General features: G+C 64.1%; 17 protein-coding genes. 10 read left to right on the top strand and 7 right to left on the bottom strand.

Features of this window, described 5'->3' with window-relative positions:
- Positions 1–17: 17 nt before the first annotated feature.
- The 3 genes from R3P95_RS09265 to R3P95_RS09255 all read right to left on the bottom strand — a co-directional run bounded on the left by R3P95_RS09265 (position 18) and on the right by R3P95_RS09255 (position 3655).
- Complete coding sequence (locus R3P95_RS09265; protein ID WP_317548148.1) at positions 18–1115, bottom strand: ferredoxin reductase; 1098 nt, start codon at positions 1113–1115, stop codon at positions 18–20.
- 99 nt (positions 1116–1214) lie between these two features.
- Complete coding sequence (locus R3P95_RS09260) at positions 1215–2711, bottom strand: FAD-dependent oxidoreductase (protein ID WP_317548147.1); 1497 nt, start codon at positions 2709–2711, stop codon at positions 1215–1217.
- 38 nt (positions 2712–2749) lie between these two features.
- Positions 2750–3655 carry an AurF N-oxygenase family protein gene (locus R3P95_RS09255; RefSeq protein ID WP_082898813.1) on the bottom strand — a complete coding sequence of 302 codons (906 nt, stop codon included), beginning with the start codon at positions 3653–3655 and terminating at the stop codon, positions 2750–2752.
- Between the two features lie 153 nt (positions 3656–3808).
- Here R3P95_RS09255 and R3P95_RS09250 point away from each other — a divergent pair, with 153 nt between their 5' ends.
- The 8 genes from R3P95_RS09250 (at position 3809) to R3P95_RS09215 (ending at position 11978) form a co-directional block, all read left to right on the top strand.
- Positions 3809–5314: an adenylate/guanylate cyclase domain-containing protein gene (locus R3P95_RS09250; RefSeq protein ID WP_317548146.1), complete on the top strand. Its 1506-nt coding sequence runs from the start codon at positions 3809–3811 to the stop codon at positions 5312–5314.
- Between the two features lie 134 nt (positions 5315–5448).
- Entirely contained in the window at positions 5449–6114 is a 666-nt protein-coding gene (locus tag R3P95_RS09245) for an HAD-IA family hydrolase (RefSeq protein WP_317548145.1), read from the top strand.
- Positions 6115–6139: 25 nt separating this feature from the next.
- Entirely contained in the window at positions 6140–7351 is a 1212-nt protein-coding gene (locus R3P95_RS09240; protein WP_094639246.1) for a sedoheptulose 7-phosphate cyclase, read from the top strand.
- Positions 7348–8148, top strand: coding sequence for an O-methyltransferase (locus tag R3P95_RS09235; RefSeq protein ID WP_317548143.1), 801 nt, complete (start codon positions 7348–7350; stop codon positions 8146–8148). Before R3P95_RS09240 ends, R3P95_RS09235 begins: the two co-directional genes overlap by 4 nt.
- On the top strand, positions 8145–9431 hold the full coding sequence (locus R3P95_RS09230; RefSeq protein ID WP_317548142.1) for an ATP-grasp domain-containing protein: 1287 nt from the start codon (positions 8145–8147) through the stop codon (positions 9429–9431). Before R3P95_RS09235 ends, R3P95_RS09230 begins: the two co-directional genes overlap by 4 nt.
- Positions 9431–10453, top strand: a complete 1023-nt coding sequence (locus R3P95_RS09225) for a D-alanine--D-alanine ligase family protein (RefSeq protein ID WP_317548141.1) — start codon at positions 9431–9433, stop codon at positions 10451–10453. Before R3P95_RS09230 ends, R3P95_RS09225 begins: the two co-directional genes overlap by 1 nt.
- A complete protein-coding gene (locus R3P95_RS09220) occupies positions 10450–11202 on the top strand; it encodes a TauD/TfdA dioxygenase family protein (protein ID WP_317548140.1) in 753 nt (250 codons plus the stop codon). Before R3P95_RS09225 ends, R3P95_RS09220 begins: the two co-directional genes overlap by 4 nt.
- Positions 11203–11252: 50 nt before the next feature.
- Complete coding sequence (locus R3P95_RS09215) at positions 11253–11978, top strand: YoaK family protein (RefSeq protein WP_317548139.1); 726 nt, start codon at positions 11253–11255, stop codon at positions 11976–11978.
- A gap of 15 nt (positions 11979–11993) precedes the next feature.
- Here the strand turns inward: R3P95_RS09215 and R3P95_RS09210 are convergent, their stop codons facing one another.
- A complete protein-coding gene (locus tag R3P95_RS09210; RefSeq protein ID WP_317548138.1) occupies positions 11994–12608 on the bottom strand; it encodes a TetR/AcrR family transcriptional regulator in 615 nt (204 codons plus the stop codon).
- Between the two features lie 80 nt (positions 12609–12688).
- Here R3P95_RS09210 and R3P95_RS09205 point away from each other — a divergent pair, with 80 nt between their 5' ends.
- Complete coding sequence (locus tag R3P95_RS09205; protein WP_317548137.1) at positions 12689–13621, top strand: DAPG hydrolase family protein; 933 nt, start codon at positions 12689–12691, stop codon at positions 13619–13621.
- On the opposite strand, the gene R3P95_RS09200 is transcribed toward R3P95_RS09205, so the two are convergent.
- From R3P95_RS09200 to R3P95_RS09190, 3 genes are all read right to left on the bottom strand, one after another.
- Entirely contained in the window at positions 13618–14193 is a 576-nt protein-coding gene (locus R3P95_RS09200; protein ID WP_317548136.1) for a hypothetical protein, read from the bottom strand. The genes R3P95_RS09205 and R3P95_RS09200 overlap by 4 nt on opposite strands.
- Positions 14194–14221: 28 nt before the next feature.
- On the bottom strand, positions 14222–15157 hold the full coding sequence (locus R3P95_RS09195; RefSeq protein WP_317548135.1) for a pirin family protein: 936 nt from the start codon (positions 15155–15157) through the stop codon (positions 14222–14224).
- Positions 15158–15238: 81 nt separating this feature from the next.
- Entirely contained in the window at positions 15239–15580 is a 342-nt protein-coding gene (locus R3P95_RS09190; protein ID WP_149404936.1) for a GNAT family N-acetyltransferase, read from the bottom strand.
- Positions 15581–15762: 182 nt separating this feature from the next.
- Here R3P95_RS09190 and R3P95_RS09185 point away from each other — a divergent pair, with 182 nt between their 5' ends.
- Complete coding sequence (locus R3P95_RS09185; RefSeq protein WP_149404935.1) at positions 15763–17004, top strand: ATP-grasp domain-containing protein; 1242 nt, start codon at positions 15763–15765, stop codon at positions 17002–17004.
- Positions 17005–17008 lie beyond the last annotated feature (4 nt).

The raw sequence follows: 17008 nt of genomic DNA, 5'->3' as shown, positions 1-17008 counted from the left end.
CCTGTTCGATTTGAAGATCAGAGTTCGATTTCGATGTCGCCCTCAGCAGTGTTGACACAGATCCGAACCGCTTGCCCCGTAGGTTCGGAGATATCCCCGTTACGTAGGTCACGTAAACGCCCCTTCTTCAGGGTACCTACGCAGGTGTGGCAGATGCCGATCCGGCAGCCGTACGTCAGATCCAGGCCGGCTTCCTCACCGGCGGCGAGAATCGTTGTGCCGCCGTCGCATTCGACGTCCTTCTTGCTGTTGAGAAACTTGACGGTGCCGCCCTCGCCTGCATCGTCGCCACCACCGATGACCGGCTGAAAACTCTCGTGATGGAACCGGTCGTAGTCGCCCTGGTCTTTCCAGTACGAGCGCAGATCGTCGAGATGTTCACCCGGACCGGAGCAGAATGCTTCGCGCTCACGCCAATCCGGGACCAGCTCGTCCAATTCGGACGCCTTCATCCGACCCTCGTCGCTGGTGATCCGCAGCTTCACCGTCAGCCCGTCGTGCTTGGCTTCGAGTTCGTCGAGGGTATCGGCGAACATCAACTGGTCGCGATTGTGCACCGAATGCACCACCACGACGTCGCGTACCTGATCGTGGTGATCGAGGGCGCGCAACATGCTGATGATCGGCGTAATGCCACTTCCTGCACTGATGAACACCATCTTGTCCGGAATCGGATTCGGCAGAGTGAACTCGCCCTCGACCTCACTGAGCCGGACGATGTCGCCGGTCCTGATGGTTCCCACCAAGTACGGCGAGACCGTCCCCGACGGCACCAGCTTGGGACTGACGCTGACCAATCCGTCCACCGGGTCCGGATCGGAGGTGAGCGAATACGCCCGCCAGTGGTACCGACCGTCGATCAGTACTCCGAGTCGGACGTACTGCCCGGGTGTGTGGCCCTGCCACTCGAAACCCGGACGGATGTACACCGAGACGGCCTCGGATCCCTCCGGTGTCACCCGCTCGACCTTCCCCCGAAGCTCGCGGGTGGTCCACAGCGGATTGATCATCGACAGGTAGTCGTCAGGCCGGAGCGGATTGAACAACGATCGGACTGCGCGCAGCATCGTCCGTCTTACAAAAGAAACCTGGGGCTTGGCCCCCCGTTCAGCCATACTCAACGGTAACCCTGTACGCCGTGCTACACATCCGAATCGCTCAGACTCGAATGAGACTGCTACACAAGGTGAACAGAACCGGGCTGTTCCGACCGGTCAGCGCGCTCTGGAAACGCGGTCGCCCAGGGCGGCACTCACTTTTCCGTACCAACCGACCGGACGGGCAAGCCCGCGCGTGGGCACATCGGCCAGCAACGCCTCGACCGTTTCCTCCGCATCGATCTTGTTGTCGCCGATGCCACCCGTGGCACCTCGCTTGGCCCACCCGACGACGTAACACCCCGGAACCGGAGTGCCGTCGGCAGCGGTGATGCGACCGCCGACGTTACGAATGGTGCCGCTGATGTCGTCGAACGGGATTCCCGGTGACGGGGTTCCGCGATAGCCGATCGCGAGCAGAACCAACTCGGTCGCCAGCTCGACGGCATGCTCACCGACGCCGACCTCGATGGACTGCACCGAGCCGCTGCCGTGGAGAGCAGCCGGAGCTCGGCCGAACGCGAAGACGATGCGGCGCGCGTGTGCCTGCGAGCCCAGTTCGACTCGCGTCGCACCGGCGAGAGCCGACGCAGGAGCGGACAACGGCAGGCGATCGATGGCGTCGACGATTCCGTCCGGTCCTGCCACGACGACGTCGACGCCGGGGCGATCGACGAGCGCCTTGCATTCGGACCGGGTGAACGCCGCGAATTCAGGACCGCGACGGGCGAGGACGACAACCTCGCGGACGCGATGGCGACGCAGCTCGGCCAGCGCATGAGGCGCGATCTCGGTTCCGTCGAGTCGGTCCGGATCGGCCGTGAGGATACGAGCAGCGTCGAGTGCGACGTTGCCGTTTCCGATGATGGTGACGCGGTCGACGCCGGTGAGATCGATCGCGTCGGCGGCAACGTCGGGGTGGCCGGTGTACCAGCCGACCAGGGTGCGTGCGCTGACGGATCCGTCGAGGTCGATACCGGGAATTTCGAGGGCTCGGTCCTTGTCGGCACCGACGGCATAGACCACCGAATCGAACTTCCGAGCCAGTTCGACGTGGTCGACATCCTTACCGACCTCGACACCGAGCTTCATCGTCACCCGTGGATGGACGAAAATCCCACGGAAGTGCTCACTGATGCGTCGGGTTCCGAGGTGATCGGGAGCGACGCCGTAGCGGGCGAGACCGCCCGCAGTGGGCAGCCGATCATAGAAGGTGACGTTGGTGCCGGGCACGCGCAACAGCGCCTGGGCGGTGTAGCAGGCGGCCGGTCCGGTCCCGACGATGGCGATGTCGATCGGCGGCAGGTCGTTGACCGTCGCCACCGGGAATCGAGGCGCGCCCCACTCCGCCACGGCGGGCTTGTCCTTGTAGTAGTCGGCGTTGATGTCCGCGTAGATCTGCTGGTCCGGTGTCAGACGCGAGACGCGAGTGATCGCGTCCACCGGGCACGCGTCCGCACAGGCACCGCAGTCGATGCACGAGCGCGGATCGATGTAGAGCAGCTCGGTCTTACCGAAATCCGGCTCGTCGGGCGTCGGATGAATGCAGTTGACCGGGCACACCGACAGGCAGGATGCGTCGTTGCAACAGTTCTGCGTGATCGCGAACGGCATGGTTTATCGAATGTCCTTCACGGCCTCGAAAAGAGTGGTCAGAGCATGTGCAAACGACGGTAGATCATCTCGGCCGGCTTGGTGATCAAACCGCAATCGAGAAGAAATGCCATCAGGTGCTCGCTCGAGGTGCGCATCATCGTGTGGTGGTGGGCGTTGTTCTTCGCTTCCTTCACCGCGCGGTCGACGTCGAGGCCCGCTGCTGCGTAGACCTCCTTGTTGACCATGTTGGACACGATGAGGCGGGCGGCGATCGCGACGACGAGCGCGCTGGCCTTGCGGCGAGCCGGGCTCTTGCCTGCGATGTCTTCTCGCATCTGTGCGCGCGCGAAGGTCATGTGCCGCGACTCTTCCACGACGTGGATCTTGCTGGTGGTGCGCACGAGTGGCAGCACGTTCTCGCCGCGCATCCAGTCGCGCTGCATGACGTCGAGCACCTCTTCGGCGACGAGGATGCCACCGTAGGCGACCTCGGCGGACGCGAGGGCCTTGAAGCCACGGCCGAGTTCGATGCTCGATCGACGCGGCAGGTAGGCCTTGATGCCCATCTTCTGGCAGGCGCGGGCGAACATGATCGAGTGACGGCACTCGTCGGCGATCTCGGTGAGAGCGAACTGGAAGTCCGAGTTCGACGAGTCCTTGCAGTACTGATCGCGCAGGACCATCTGCTGCAGGATCATCTCGAACCAGATGCCGGTGCTCATGATCGAGCAGACCTCGTGGCGGGTGAGCGTGATGCGCTGCTCTTCGCTCATCTCGTCCCACAGCTTCGTGCCGTAGAGGGTGCTCCACTCCGGGTTGAGTCCGTAGAGGGAGGGATCGAGATCGGCTTCCCAGTCGACCTCCTCGGAGGGGTCGTACGACAGCTGGGCGGCGGAATCGAGCAAACGAGCGGAGACATCCTCGGGCTCGAGAACGTCGTTCCTGGAGAGTGTGCTGGTCATCGCCGTGGTTCCTTCCATCGTCGAAACGCTGTATGTAACTGTTACGGAGATTACCAGGTACTTGGGGACACAGGTAGTCACTCGAGGAGAAATCTCGTCGAATCTTTTTCCGGACCCCTACAGTTCGAGCCAACAGAGAACGGAGATTCATCGGTGATCGCAGCTCTACGGTCCGCCCTCACCCGCACCCCGATGCGCCTCTACGCGGCGGGCATGGTGTCGGCCAACGCCATCGGAGCAGTCATCGTCTTCGTGTTGGCCCGCTTCATCCTGCCGTTGCCGGTCGGCTCGGAGGAGATCCTGTCGGACCGAAACTACGTCGCCTTCTTCGTGTATCTACCGGTCGCGATCGGCATCGGGATCGCGCTCGGCCTCCGCGTTGCGAAGCCCCTCGTGCTGTGGCTGCACACCGGCGGTACGCCCTCGGACGCCACCGCGATCGCCATCGTGAGGCTGCCCCTTCGCCAGCTCGGCGTCCACGTGCTGCTGTGGGCACTCGGCGTCGCGGTGTTCGTCGCGGTCAATGCGTCGGCAGGCGCGGCGCTGTCGATCATCGTCGCGATTGCCGTCAGCTTCGGCGGCCTGGCGACCTGCTCACTGGGCTATCTGGTTGCCGAGAGAACCCTTCGGCCGATCACCGCAGCGGTGATGGAGGTCAGTGCGGTCACCGATTCCGCGGCACTCGGCGTGAAGCTGCGCGTCGTTCTCATCTGGGTCCTGAGCACGGCCATTCCCATTCTCGGCCTCGGTCTCATCGGCCTCGGCAGACTGATCGACACCGTGATCCCACCCGACGTCGACCTGTCTCCCGCGATGGTGTCGCTGTCCGCGATCGCCCTGGTCGTCGGATTCGGCGGCATGTTCCTGGTCGGACGGTCCGTATCGGATCCGCTACAGCAGGTCAGCACGGCCATGCAACGCGTCGAAGCCGGAGCGACCGACACCCGCGTCGACGTCTACGACGCCTCCGAAATCGGCCGGTTGCAGAACGGGTTCAACAAGATGGTCGTCGGTCTCGACGAGCGCGAACGCCTGCGTTCTCTGTTCGGTCGCCACGTGGGCCACGACGTGGCGCAGCGGGCGTTGGCGAGTGCTCCTCGCCTCGGCGGCGAGAACCGAACGGTGGCCGTGCTGTTCATCGATCTGGTGGGTTCGACGGCCATGGCCGAGCGAGAATCCGCGGAAGCAGTGGTCGATCTTCTCAACCGCTTCTTCGCGGTGGTGGTCGAGCACGGCGAACGCAACGGCGGCTTCGTCAACAAGTTCGAGGGCGATGCCGCACTGTTGATCTTCGGCGCCCCGGTCGACCACCCCGATCCCGCGACGGCGGCACTGCGCACCGCGCGCACCCTGGCCGTCGCCCTCGCCTCCGACGGCGGCTTCGAGATCGGCATCGGCGTCACGTACGGCCCGGTCATCGCGGGAAACATCGGAGCCGAATCCCGATTCGAGTACACCGTCATCGGCGACACCGTCAATCAGGCGGCTCGGCTCACCGATCTCGCGAAGGACGACCCGAAGACCGACGTGCTCACGTCGTCGATCGTGCTCGATCACGCCTCCGTCGAGGAACGCTCGCACTGGACGACTGGCGAGGCGGTCACCCTGCGCGGCCGGTCGACACCGACGACTCTGGCCGCGCCCGTCCGGCACCGCTGACGTCCGACCGTTCTGCCGAAAAATTCGAAGGTTTCCCGTTCGGTGCCGATGGGGCATACCCCCCGAACCAACTCACCCATCGCGCATGCGCGAGACATTGACTGGTACAACGTCTCTCGCTCCGAAAGGCATCCATGTCCGCAATTCTGTTCGGCTCGATCAGCACTCTCGTCGACACGTCCGAACTGCAACGTCGCTCGTTCAACGAGGCGTTCGCAGTACACGATCTGAACTGGAACTGGTCTCGCGAGGATTACCGGGCCATGCTCGGATCCAACGGTGGTGCCGACCGAATCAGCGAGTACGCGTCCGACACGGGTACCGAGGTGGACGCCGCCGCCGTGCACGCGACGAAGTCCGAGATCTTCCAGCGTCTGATCGGCGAATCGGACGTGAAGACACGACCGGGCGTGGCCGACACGATCGACTCGGCCAAGGCGAACGGCATGAAGGTCGGCTTCGTGACGACCACCTCGCGGGACAACATCGACGCCCTGCTCGCTGCTCTGTCTCCCGAACTCACCGCCGACTCGTTCGACATCATCGTCGACGCGTCCTCGGTCGATGCCGGCAAGCCCGACCCCGCGTCGTACGAATTCGCCTTGAAGTCGTTGGGCGAGAACGCATCGGACAGCGTCGCCATCGAAGACAATGCCGGCGGTGTCCAGGCGGCGGTTGCCGCGGGCATCACCTGCGTCGCATTCCCCAACGAGAACACTGCAGGCACCGAGTTCGGCTCGGCCACCGACACCGTCGATGCACTCGATCCCGAGCGCGTCCGCGCTCTGATCGCAGCCTGACCCTTCATCCACCCCAGGAGTAATTGTGAGCAATCTTCAGGCCCAGGTCGTTGCCGGGGACAGGTCGTTTCGCGTCGAAGGCTACGAACGCATCGAGTACGACCTGATCTACGTCGACGGTGTGTTCGCAATCGAGAACACCGAATTGGCCGATAGTTACCGGCCGTACGGTCGCGCGCTGATGGTCGTCGACGAATCGGTGCACGAGATCTACGGCGACCGGATCAGCGCGTACTTCGATCACTACGACATCGCACTGACGGTGGTTCCGGTGCACATCGCCGAGACCGCGAAGTCGCTGGAGACGTTCGAGCGCATCGTGGGCGAGTTCGATGCGTTCGGTCTGGTCCGCACCGAGCCGGTGCTGGTGGTCGGCGGCGGATTGACCACGGACGTGGCGGGTTTCGCGTGCGCCAGCTACCGACGGAACACCCCGTACATTCGCATTCCCACCACCCTGATCGGCCTGATCGACGCGAGCGTGTCCATCAAGGTGGCCGTCAACTACGGAAAGCACAAGAACCGCCTCGGTGCGTACCACGCGTCGCAGAAGGTGCTGCTGGACTTCTCGTTCCTCGGCACATTGCCCGAGGATCAGGTGCGCAACGGCATGGCCGAGCTGATCAAGATCTCCGTCGTCGGCAATCTGGAGATCTTCGAGATGCTCGAACAGTACGGTCCCGAACTGCTCCGAACCCGATTCGGTCATCTCGACGGAACAGCGGAATTGCGTTCGGTTGCAGATCGACTGACCTACTCGGCGATCGCGACGATGCTCGAACTCGAGGCACCCAATCTGCACGAGATCGATCTCGATCGCGTCATCGCCTTCGGCCACACCTGGAGCCCGACGCTCGAGCTGACTCCGCCTGCCCCGTTCTTCCACGGCCACGCGATCAACATCGACATGGCGCTGTCGACGACCGTCGCCGAACAGCGTGGACACCTGTCCACCGCCGATCGCGATCGAGTGCTCGGTGTCATGTCCAGCATCGGGCTGGCCCTGGACAGCCCGTACCTGACACCCGAGTTGCTCTCGGAGGCAACGGCATCGATCCTCAAGACCCGCGACGGCATTCTGCGCGCAGCGGTGCCGGACCCGATCGGCACGTGCCGCTTCCTCAACGATCTCGACGCAGCCGAGTTGGCCGATGTGCTGACTCTGCACAAGAAGATCTGCCTCGACTTCCCGCGCGCAGGCGAGGGTCTCGACATGTTCACTGCACCGACGCCGTGACCCAGACCCCGCGACCGGTCACCCCGACCACCATTCTGGCGCGCGAGCTGAGCGAGATAGCCGATCTGCTCGACGCCGGTAACGGGGCGACCGACGAGCTGATCACTCGTGTTCATCGAGCCCGCGATCTCGCGGCGGGACTCGACCCGTATCTCGACACCTGCACCACCCCCCAATCCGCAGCGCTGGCGACACTGGCATCGCGGACCCGCACCGAGGACTGGAGATCACGTGACGTCGTCTCCGGCTCGGGGCCACTGGAGATGGAAATGCTCTCCGGCCACGTGGAGGGACGCTTTCTTGCGTTTCTCGTGCACATGACCGGGGCGAAGCGGGTGCTCGAGATCGGTATGTTCACCGGCTACTCGGCACTGGCGATGGCCGAGGCTCTGCCCGCGGGCGGCGAGGTGGTCGCCTGCGAGGTGGATCCGTACGTGGCCGAGTTCGCGCGGTCCTGTTTCGCGGATTCGCCTGCGGGCTCGTCCATCACGGTGGAGGTGGGGCCTGCACTGGACACCCTCCGCCGGTTGGACGGCACGTTCGATCTGGTCTTCGTCGACGCCGACAAGACCGGATACCGCGCGTACGTGGAGCACCTGCTCGGTAGCGAGCTGCTGGCCGACAACGCCGTGATCGCCGTCGACAACACCCTCCTGCAGGGTCAGCCGTACAGCGAACGCCCCACCGAGAACGGCCGGGCCGTCGCCGAATTCAACGAGTACGTGGCGAACGACCCCCGCGTGGAGCAGGTGCTGGTGCCGTTGCGCGACGGCGTCACCTTGATCCGGCGCACATGATCCGCACTGTCGCAGCGCTTGTCGGACTCACTGCCACCCTCCCCGCCGACCTCGTGGCGGCGGGGGTGGCTGCCGTCCGCGGCGGCCGGCCCGCCACGCGCCCAACCGACTCCCCCAAGACGGTCATGATCAGCGGCGGGAAGATGACCAAGGCCCTGCAGCTCGCGCGGTCCTTCCATCTCGCCGGGCACCGGGTCGTCCTGGTGGAATCGGCCAAGTATCGCTTCACCGGCCATCGGTTCTCGCGGGCGGTCGACCGCTTTCACTGTGTACCCGACCCGACTGAATCCGGCTACGCCCGAGCACTTCTGGATGTGGTGCTCCGCGAAGGCGTCGACGTCTTCGTCCCCGTCGCGAGTCCGGCTGCGAGCATCCATGATGCCGACGCACGGGCACTGCTCGATTCGCACTGCGAGGTCCTGCACGGCGACGGCGCGACTGTTCGCATGCTCGACGACAAGTCCAGGTTCTCCGAACACGCTGCGGCGCTCGGCTTGCGCGTTCCCGATTGGCGACGCATCACCGACGTCGAGCAGATCGCGGAGTTCGACTTCCCACCGGGCCGTGAGTACATCCTCAAACGCATCTCGTACAACCCGGTCGGCCGCATGGATCTGACGCGATTGACCCGCGACACACCTGCCGAGAACCTGCGATTCGCACGCAGTCTCGGCATCTCCGAAGACGATCCGTGGATCCTGCAGCAGTTCGTCGCCGGGCAGGAGTACTGCACCCACGGCACCGTCCGCGGTGGACGGTTGCAGGTGTACGGCTGCTGCGAATCGTCGGCGTTCCAGGTCAACTACGAGATGGTCGACAAGCCCGACATCCTGCGCTGGGTGGAAACGTTCGTCTCTTCGCTGGACGTCACCGGCCAGCTGTCGTTCGACTTCATCGAGTCCGCCGACGACGGCCGCATCTACGCCATCGAGTGCAACCCTCGCACCCATTCGGCCATCACGATGTTCTACGACCATCCCGACCTGGCTGCCGCGTACCTCGACGACGGCCATCCCGTGATCGTGCCGCGTACGACGGCTCGCCCGACGTACTGGATCTACCACGAGGTGTGGCGTCTGCTCACCGAGGGCAACCGTAAGGCCCGCTTGCGCAGCATCTTCGAGGGAAAGGACGCCATCCTCACCGGCTGGGATCCACTTCCCTATCTGCTGGTGCACCACCTTCAGATTCCGTCCCTGCTGGTGCGAAATCTGCTGGCCCGACGCGGATGGTCACGCATCGACTTCAACATCGGCAAGCTCGTGGAGAACGGAGGCGACTGATGACCCTGTCGGTCCTGGTACTGGTCGGATCGTCGGTGGACGAATTCCACTGCGATCTGTCTCGGGTGTACGCGGGCGGATTCCTCGACGCACTCGGTGGAAATCCCGACTATCGGTTCGAGGTGGCGTTCGTCTCCCCCGGCGGGCTCTGGAGCTTCCCCGGTGGCATCGACGCCGCCAGTGTGGCGTCGGCACACCAGATGTCGTTGGCGCAGGCGGTGGACGTCATCTCGTCGTGGCACTTCGACGTGATGGTGCCGCAGATGTTCTGCCTGCCCGGAATGACGACATACCGCAGCCTGTTCGATCTGTTGGGCGTGCCGTACGTGGGCAACGGTCCGGACGTGATGGCGATGACGGCCGACAAGGCTCGCGCCCGAGCCGTGGTCGCGGCGGCCGGGGTCGCCGTTCCGACCGGTGTCGTGGTGCGGTGCGGCGACGACATCGACGTCGAACTGCCGGTGGTCGTCAAGCCCGTGGACTCGGACAACTCGATGGGCGTCACACTGGTTCGCGAATCCGACCGGTTGGCAACCGCAGTGAGCGAGGCTCTGACGTATTCGACTGCGGCACTGGTGGAGTCGTACATCCCCCTCGGCCGCGAGGTCCGTTGCGGCATCATCGCACGGGGCGACGAGCTGATCTGCCTTCCACTCGAGGAGTATGCCGTCGAGTCGATTCGTACCAGCGCCGACAAGTTGAATCGCACCTCGGACGGGGATCTGTACCTGGTCGCGAAGGAACAGACCAGAGCGTGGATGGTGGACGTCTCCGATCCGATCACCGAGAAGGTCTGGGCGGCAGCACGATCGTGCTATCGATCTCTCGGCTGCCGGCACTACGGTCTGTTCGACTTCCGGATCGACCCCGACGGCCAACCGTGGTTTCTCGAAGCCGGTCTGTACTGCTCATACTCGCCGTCGAGCGTGCTCGCCGTGATGGCCTCGGCGGCAGGTATCGCCGTCGACGAACTGTTCGCACGAACGCTCGACGAACTGTCGGTGAAGGAGTTGTCCTCGTGACGTTGGGAATCGAGATCGACGAGCTGGACCTGAGCTCCACCGAGACCGAAGAACTGCGAACGCTGTTGGCCGAACACGGCGTGCTGATTCTGCGCAGACAGCCCTTGGACGACGCGGGTTTCCTGGCATTTCTCCGGCGGTTCGGCGAGATGATGTTCACCGAGGGCGAGACGCCGGTGCCGGGCTTTCCCGATCTGAACGTCATCAGCAACGTCGGCCGCACCACACCGCCGAAATCGACGTTCCACGTGGACACCACGTACGTACCGAATCCGCCTGCCTACACCGCATTACGTGCGGTCGAGGTACCGGAGTCCGGGGGCAGCACGCTGTTCAGCGACCAGTACGCGGCCTACGACACCTTGCCGGCCGACCGCAAAGCGGACCTGGCCGGAAGAACGGTGACGCACCGAGTGACCGGGGTGGCGTCGGACACCGATTCCTGCGCCGAACATCCTTTGTTCGCAGTGCATCCCGTGACCGGGCGTACCGCTCTGGCGTTGTCGGCACCCGCACGGTGTGTCGCGATCAGCGGCATGTCCACCGAGGAGGCACAGGAGACCGTGCGATACCTGTTCGAGCATTCGACTCGCGAGACCAATGTGCTGCGACACGCGTGGGCACCGGAGGACGTCGTCATGTGGGACAACCGATGTGTGATGCACAAAGCCGATCACAGCGGGGTCGTGGGAAACAGGGTCATGCACCGGGGAATGGTTGCCAATGGTGAATCGCCGTCGGTTATGTGACCGACAACTCAAAGATTTGCCGGTTCGCCCGTAGTCCGGACAATCGAGTCATGACTTCCCCATTGACGATCAGCCGCGAAACAGCCGTCGGTGCCGAAGCTCGTCTGTCCTGGATATTGTCGGGACTGGCAGGGATGGTGGGTGCAGTTGCCTTCCTCCATTCCGCCGGCTACTTCGTGACCTTCATGACCGGCAACACCGAGCGAGCAGTCGTCGGACACTTCGGGCATCCCGAGGGCAAGGAGGTCACCCCGGGGGCTTCACCGATCGCGGCACTGGCGCTCATGGGCTCTTTCCTGGCAGGCGTCGTGATCTCGTCGATCTGCCGTCGTCGCTACTGGTCGAATCACCCGCACGGAGCAACGGTGCTGACCACGATCGCACTCGCAGGAGCAGGCGCGATCGACATCGCCATCTCCGGATGGTCGTCGGCCAACGTGAACTTCTACCCGATTCTGTTGGTGGCCTTTGCACTAGGTGCCCTCAACACCGCGTTCACGAAGAAGGAAGAGACCTACATCCCCCTGAGTTACGTCACCGGCACCATGGTCAAACTCGGCCAGGGTATCGAGCGGCACATGTTCGGCGGCGGGACGCGCTACGACTGGCTCTGCTACACAGCCCTTCTCGGATCGTTCGCCTTGGGAGGCGCGATCGGAGCCTTCATCGGCGTCGTCATCACCGGCCCGCAGGTACTGCTTCTCACCGCACTGATCAGCTTCGGCGCGACGATCTTCACGTTCACCCACACCGAGCGTCGTACGCTGCTCGGGTGAGGTCGCCGGCCCCGGTCAGTTCTCGACGAGCGGCGAGGCCACCACGATCTTGCGCAACATCTCCTCGATGAAGCCCGGGGACAGGCGTGACCCGATCAGCACTTGCCGCTGCACCAGCCCCTCGATCATCACCACGAGGGTCTCGGCGTCGGACGGCGGATCCTCGGAGTCCAACGAGGCGACGATCCACTGGGTGTAGGTGACGAATGCTGCTCGTTGACTGTCGAACAACTCGCGAATTTCGTCGTCGTGCTGCGCCTCGCCGAGCATGATGTGGCGAGCGATGACCCGTTGGACGGCATCCCCGGTCGTCATGGCGTCGATGAAGTCGATGATGCGGGACACCACGATATCGGCGGTGAGCGGCTTGACGTCGACGAGACTGCCGAAGGTCGCTCCGGCCACCTCGAAGTCGCGGACGAACAGTTGACCGAGAGCCAGGTGAAGCAGCCGACTCCGGGTGGGCGCGTGGTAGTTCACCGACCCGGGTCCCAGTCCCGCCGCGGCGTCCACCGCCCGGTGCGTCAAACCGCGAAGACCTCGGGTGGCGAGCACCTGGATCGCTGCCGTGGCGATCTCGTCGCGCCGACGCACTCTCGACTCATCGTCCCTGGGGTGTGCCGGACTCATACCGCGCAGTGTAGTGCCAGGCCGTTGACATACGTCGATTCCGCAACCTAGCCTCAACGAATGTTGAGAGGGGTGGTCGCATGAGCCGGGGGCCGACACGACGCCAGATCATGATCGGAGCGGCCGCTGCGGCCACCGTCGCCGTCGTCGGCCCGGTAGCCAAGGCGGTAGCGGCCCCGGCAACCGGTTCGGCCGACGAGTGCGGCGAGCGCTACCAGGGCTACCGCGACGCCGATCGAGATCTGCCGTACGCCCGATACATGGCACAGCGAACGACGCCCGCACCGACCGCCGTCGCGGACGCCTCTGCGGGCCCGGCCCTCGCGCCCGATTCGATTCCTGGATTCGATTCCATCACAACCGATCTCGCGCCCACCGGCTACTCCACGATCGAGACCGGATACGGTCGACGCGCCGATGGAGTGACGTTCGTGGCGGTCCGCACGGTGATGCCGCGCGTGACGGCAGCGATGTGGGACTGGTGGTTCGGCTGGCATTCCACCGAGGCCGCACGCTACAAGCTGTGGCATCCCGACGCCCACCTCTACGCAGCCCTCGCCGAGGATCGAACGGCACTCGACATTCCCGACAAGGCCAAGTACGTCGGCAACACGACTTTCGTGGACGAGTACGTCGGACCGAAGCTGCAACAGCTGGGTATCGCTTTTCGCGATCCTCTTGCGCACGGCTTCGACGTTCCCGCGGATCAGACGATCGTCTTCGGCCGAGTGGGCAGCTCCATAGCGCCGGTGGACCTGGGCTGGCTGGCCCACCAGGTGCGTCCCGTCGACGGCGGTGCCGAGATGCGGAGCCGCTTCTTCCTGAACCTGCGCGGGCTGTACGTACCGGACGTCAGGCAGGCCGTGTGCGCCGTCCGCCGCGGGGCGTCGGTCGATCCGACGGACTTGGATCTCGGGGTCGATCTCGCCCGAGATCTACTGCTGCACTGCGGACAGGAGATGAACCACCTGGCCGGCTTCCTGCCGGAGTTGTACGCCGAGTTCGGGAGCTAGTGGCCCAGAAACACCTTGGCCAAGACGATGAGTGCGGCGACCGCAGCGGTGGCCAGACCACCCAGAAATGCGCGGAAGGTCAACGGGTTGCCGCGAATTCGTTCCGTGACCATCTGAATCGTCGCGATGCGTATGACGATGACGCCGCCGGCCAGCAGTTCCGACCACTGCCCCGGGAGCACCGACAACCAGCCGAGGGCCAGCATCACCGCAGGGACCGTGCCGGAGCTCAGGATCGGCACGGCGTCACGGAATTCCTCGACGGCCTCGAACGTGCGTTGCTCGTCGGTTGCGTCGCCGTGCGCTTCGGGAATCTGACTGCTGGCGACGAAATCGGCGAACACGTGCGCCAGAAACGTCGTCACCGCAGTGGCCAGAACCAGAACAGCAGCAGTTCCGTTCTCGATCGAGCTCGGCGTCGATGCTGCGACCGCCGCCAGAACCAGGATGTTTCCGTAGACGTAGGCCGACAGCCTCTTGGCCGCCCGCGCGGGCTCGAGCGGGCCGTCCGCGCGGGTGACCAAACGGCGATACAGCCGGGTTCTGCGAATACGGCGTTCGGCGTCGCTCATGCAGGAGATCGTTGCACGGCCGAGACGATCATTCGACGGGAACGCCGAGCCGACCGGCCTGGTAGTCCTCGAACGCCTGCAGCACTTCGGACTTGGTGTTCATGACGAACGGGCCTGCCATCGCGACGGGTTCCCTGATCGGCTTGCCGCCCAGAACGAACACCTCCAACGACTCCCCCGCCGCAGACGCGGACATCTCGATGGTGTCACCGCGGCCGAACAGCGCCGTCTGCCCCATCCTGATCGGACGCTTCTCCGCGCCCACGGTGCCCTCGCCCGCTAGAACGTAGACCAGTGCGTTGAACTCCCTGTTCCACGGCAGCGTCAATGCCGCACCCGGCGCGATGGTGCTGTGCGAGAGCGCAATCGGAGTGTAGGTCGATCCCGGCCCCTGCATGCCTGCGATCTCGCCGGCAATGACGCGGACCAACGCACCGCCGTCGGGACTCGACGCCAACGCAACTTTGCTCCCGGTGATGTCCTGGTACCGCGGATGCGCCATCTTGTTCTCACGCGGCAGATTGACCCACAGCTGCACACCGTGGAACAGCCCACCCGAGAGCACCAGATGCTCCGGCGGGGCCTCGATGTGCAGAATGCCCCCGCCCGCAGTCATCCATTGGGTGTCGCCACCGCTGATGACTCCGCCGCCGCCGTGAGAGTCCTTGTGCTCCATGATGCCGTCGATCATGTAGGTGACCGTCTCGAACCCGCGATGCGGATGCCACGGCGTCCCCTTCGGCTCGCCGGGCGCGTAGTCGACCTCGCCCATCTGATCCATGTGGATGAACGGGTCGAGTGACGCCATGTCCAGTCCCGCGAATGCGCGACGAACCGGAAAGCCCTCGCCCTCGTAACCCGTCGGTGCCGTCGTGACGGACCGGACCGGCCGGGGGACGGCGGTGGCGTCGGGCATGGGGATTCGGGGCAAGGCGAGGATGTTGTCGACCGTCACTGCAGGCATGGCGTCCCTTTCGGCAATGTAGTTGACTCTGCAACTACTCTGATCGCCTCAACCCGCCGAAGCCCGACGGTATTCCCGCGGTCAGGCCTGCCGGTCGGCCAGCCATTGCCGGATCTCGTCGGTCGGCTGCTCCACGATGTCGTCGAATTCCGAGTGCTTGCCGACGAAGGCCGCTACCAACTCGCAGATCGGCACGATCCGCTTGGCATCGTTGCGGGTGGCGTCGAGCGCCTGCTGCACGAGAATCGTTGCAAGACCACGTCCGCCGTACGCTGCGTCGACCTCGGTGTGGAAGAAGATACGTCTGCCGTGTTCGTCGTCGGCGAACTCGGTGAACCCGACCTGCGAGCCGTCGGCCGAAACCGTGAAACGATCTGCTTGCTGGGTGATTTCGACCTGCGCACCCGTTTTGTCGACCGTCATGTCGCACTCCTCGTTCCAGGAAGGCGCGCACCGCACCTCGTCGATCGTGAACGCTACCGAACACCTGGATCCGGCGCGTTTCCGATCCACAGTCGCATACAGGGGTGCCCGGTGACCGATACTGCCTCTGTACGGTGGAGCGAAGGACCTCGACCGATGAATCATCTAGGGGAAGGAACTTCATGGCTCAGCCAGACAGGCTGGAGAAAGACCCGAACAAGGGTTTCGTGGCCCTGCTGGGGTGGAGTTTGGCCGCGGTGGAAGCACTGGACAAGTTCGATCGGCGCTACGTCGTCGTCGCCCCCGAGTGGGCCGAGGCGTACTGCACCGAGCACGACATTCCGTACCTCCCGTGGAACTTCGAGCGACTCAATGACCGCTCACTGGAAATCGCCGAGACCCTGCAGGACAAGGGCGTCGACGTCGCGATCCCGCTCTACGAGGAGACGGTCGAGTGGGCCGGTGCCATCAACTCGGTACTGCTGGGCAACCCGCGACTGTTCGGTCAGGCGATGCTGCTGCGCGACAAGTCCTTGATGAAGCGTCGCGCCCAACTCGGTGGAATCCGCGTCGGCATCTTCGAAGAGGCCCACGACCGCGAGGACGTCATCCGATTCCTCAAGCGAGTCAACCAGACCTTGCTCAAGCTCGACGGCGATCCGAACGATCCCATCCATGTCAAGGCTTTCGACAAGGCAGGCTGCCTGGGACACCGCGTCATTCGCACCCCCGACGAGGTCGACTCCATTCCCGACGAGGAATTTCCGGCGCTGATGGAATCGCATCTCGACGGTTGGGAGTTCGCCGTCGAAGCGTGGATCCACAACGGCAAGATCAAGTTCCTCAACATCTCCGAATACGTCACGCTCGGCTATTCGGTGTTCGTTCCGGCCACACCGGAACTGGAGAAGTATCGTGAGCAGATCACGGTGCAGATCGAGAAGTTGATCAAGACCTTCGATATCGAGTTCGGCTTCATCCATCCCGAGTACTTCGTCACCAGTGACGGCGAGATGTACTTCGGCGAAGTTGCTTACCGCCCACCGGGTTTCAAGGTGTTCGAGCTGCTCGAGCGGGCCTACGGCTTCAACGCCTACCAGGGCCTGGCGTTGGCGTTCGATCCGAAAACCACCGAGGAGGAGATCGACGCCTTCTTCCCGAAGGAGGTCGTCGACGCCACCGGTGTCGCCGGATGTTTCGGGGTGTACCCGCGACGCCGCGTCGTCAGTCAACTGCAGATTCCCGAGGAGACCAGCGGGCACGACTACTACGAGACCAACGATCTGTCGGCACCGGTGGAGGAAACCGTCACCAAGAGAACGGCATTCGGCACCCACTGGGGCCTGCTGTACTTCTTCGGTGATGACACCTACGTCATGCGTGACTTGTTGAAGCATCAGGAAGAACTGGACTTCTACGTGTGAAGCA

The organism is Rhodococcus cercidiphylli, from assembly GCF_033042225.1.
Taxonomy (GTDB): Bacteria; Actinomycetota; Actinomycetes; order Mycobacteriales; family Mycobacteriaceae; genus Rhodococcoides.
Note: the sequence above shows the minus strand (reverse complement) of the source record. Positions and strands in the feature narration are given on the sequence as shown.

Excerpts from the sequence above, each read along its gene's own strand:
- R3P95_RS09230 (WP_317548142.1), top strand. The coding sequence starts at position 8,145 with ATGATCCGCACTGTCGCAGCGCTTGTCGGACTCACTGCCACCCTCCCC.
- R3P95_RS09210 (WP_317548138.1), bottom strand. The coding sequence starts at position 12,608 with ATGAGTCCGGCACACCCCAGGGACGATGAGTCGAGAGTGCGTCGGCGC.
- R3P95_RS09205 (WP_317548137.1), top strand. The coding sequence starts at position 12,689 with ATGAGCCGGGGGCCGACACGACGCCAGATCATGATCGGAGCGGCCGCT.
- R3P95_RS09200 (WP_317548136.1), bottom strand. The coding sequence starts at position 14,193 with ATGAGCGACGCCGAACGCCGTATTCGCAGAACCCGGCTGTATCGCCGT.
- R3P95_RS09215 (WP_317548139.1), top strand. The coding sequence starts at position 11,253 with ATGACTTCCCCATTGACGATCAGCCGCGAAACAGCCGTCGGTGCCGAA.
- R3P95_RS09265 (WP_317548148.1), bottom strand. The coding sequence starts at position 1,115 with ATGGCTGAACGGGGGGCCAAGCCCCAGGTTTCTTTTGTAAGACGGACG.
- R3P95_RS09225 (WP_317548141.1), top strand. The coding sequence starts at position 9,431 with ATGACCCTGTCGGTCCTGGTACTGGTCGGATCGTCGGTGGACGAATTC.
- R3P95_RS09245 (WP_317548145.1), top strand. The coding sequence starts at position 5,449 with ATGTCCGCAATTCTGTTCGGCTCGATCAGCACTCTCGTCGACACGTCC.
- R3P95_RS09260 (WP_317548147.1), bottom strand. The coding sequence starts at position 2,711 with ATGCCGTTCGCGATCACGCAGAACTGTTGCAACGACGCATCCTGCCTG.
- R3P95_RS09255 (WP_082898813.1), bottom strand. The coding sequence starts at position 3,655 with ATGACCAGCACACTCTCCAGGAACGACGTTCTCGAGCCCGAGGATGTC.
- R3P95_RS09185 (WP_149404935.1), top strand. The coding sequence starts at position 15,763 with ATGGCTCAGCCAGACAGGCTGGAGAAAGACCCGAACAAGGGTTTCGTG.
- R3P95_RS09190 (WP_149404936.1), bottom strand. The coding sequence starts at position 15,580 with ATGACGGTCGACAAAACGGGTGCGCAGGTCGAAATCACCCAGCAAGCA.
- R3P95_RS09195 (WP_317548135.1), bottom strand. The coding sequence starts at position 15,157 with ATGCCTGCAGTGACGGTCGACAACATCCTCGCCTTGCCCCGAATCCCC.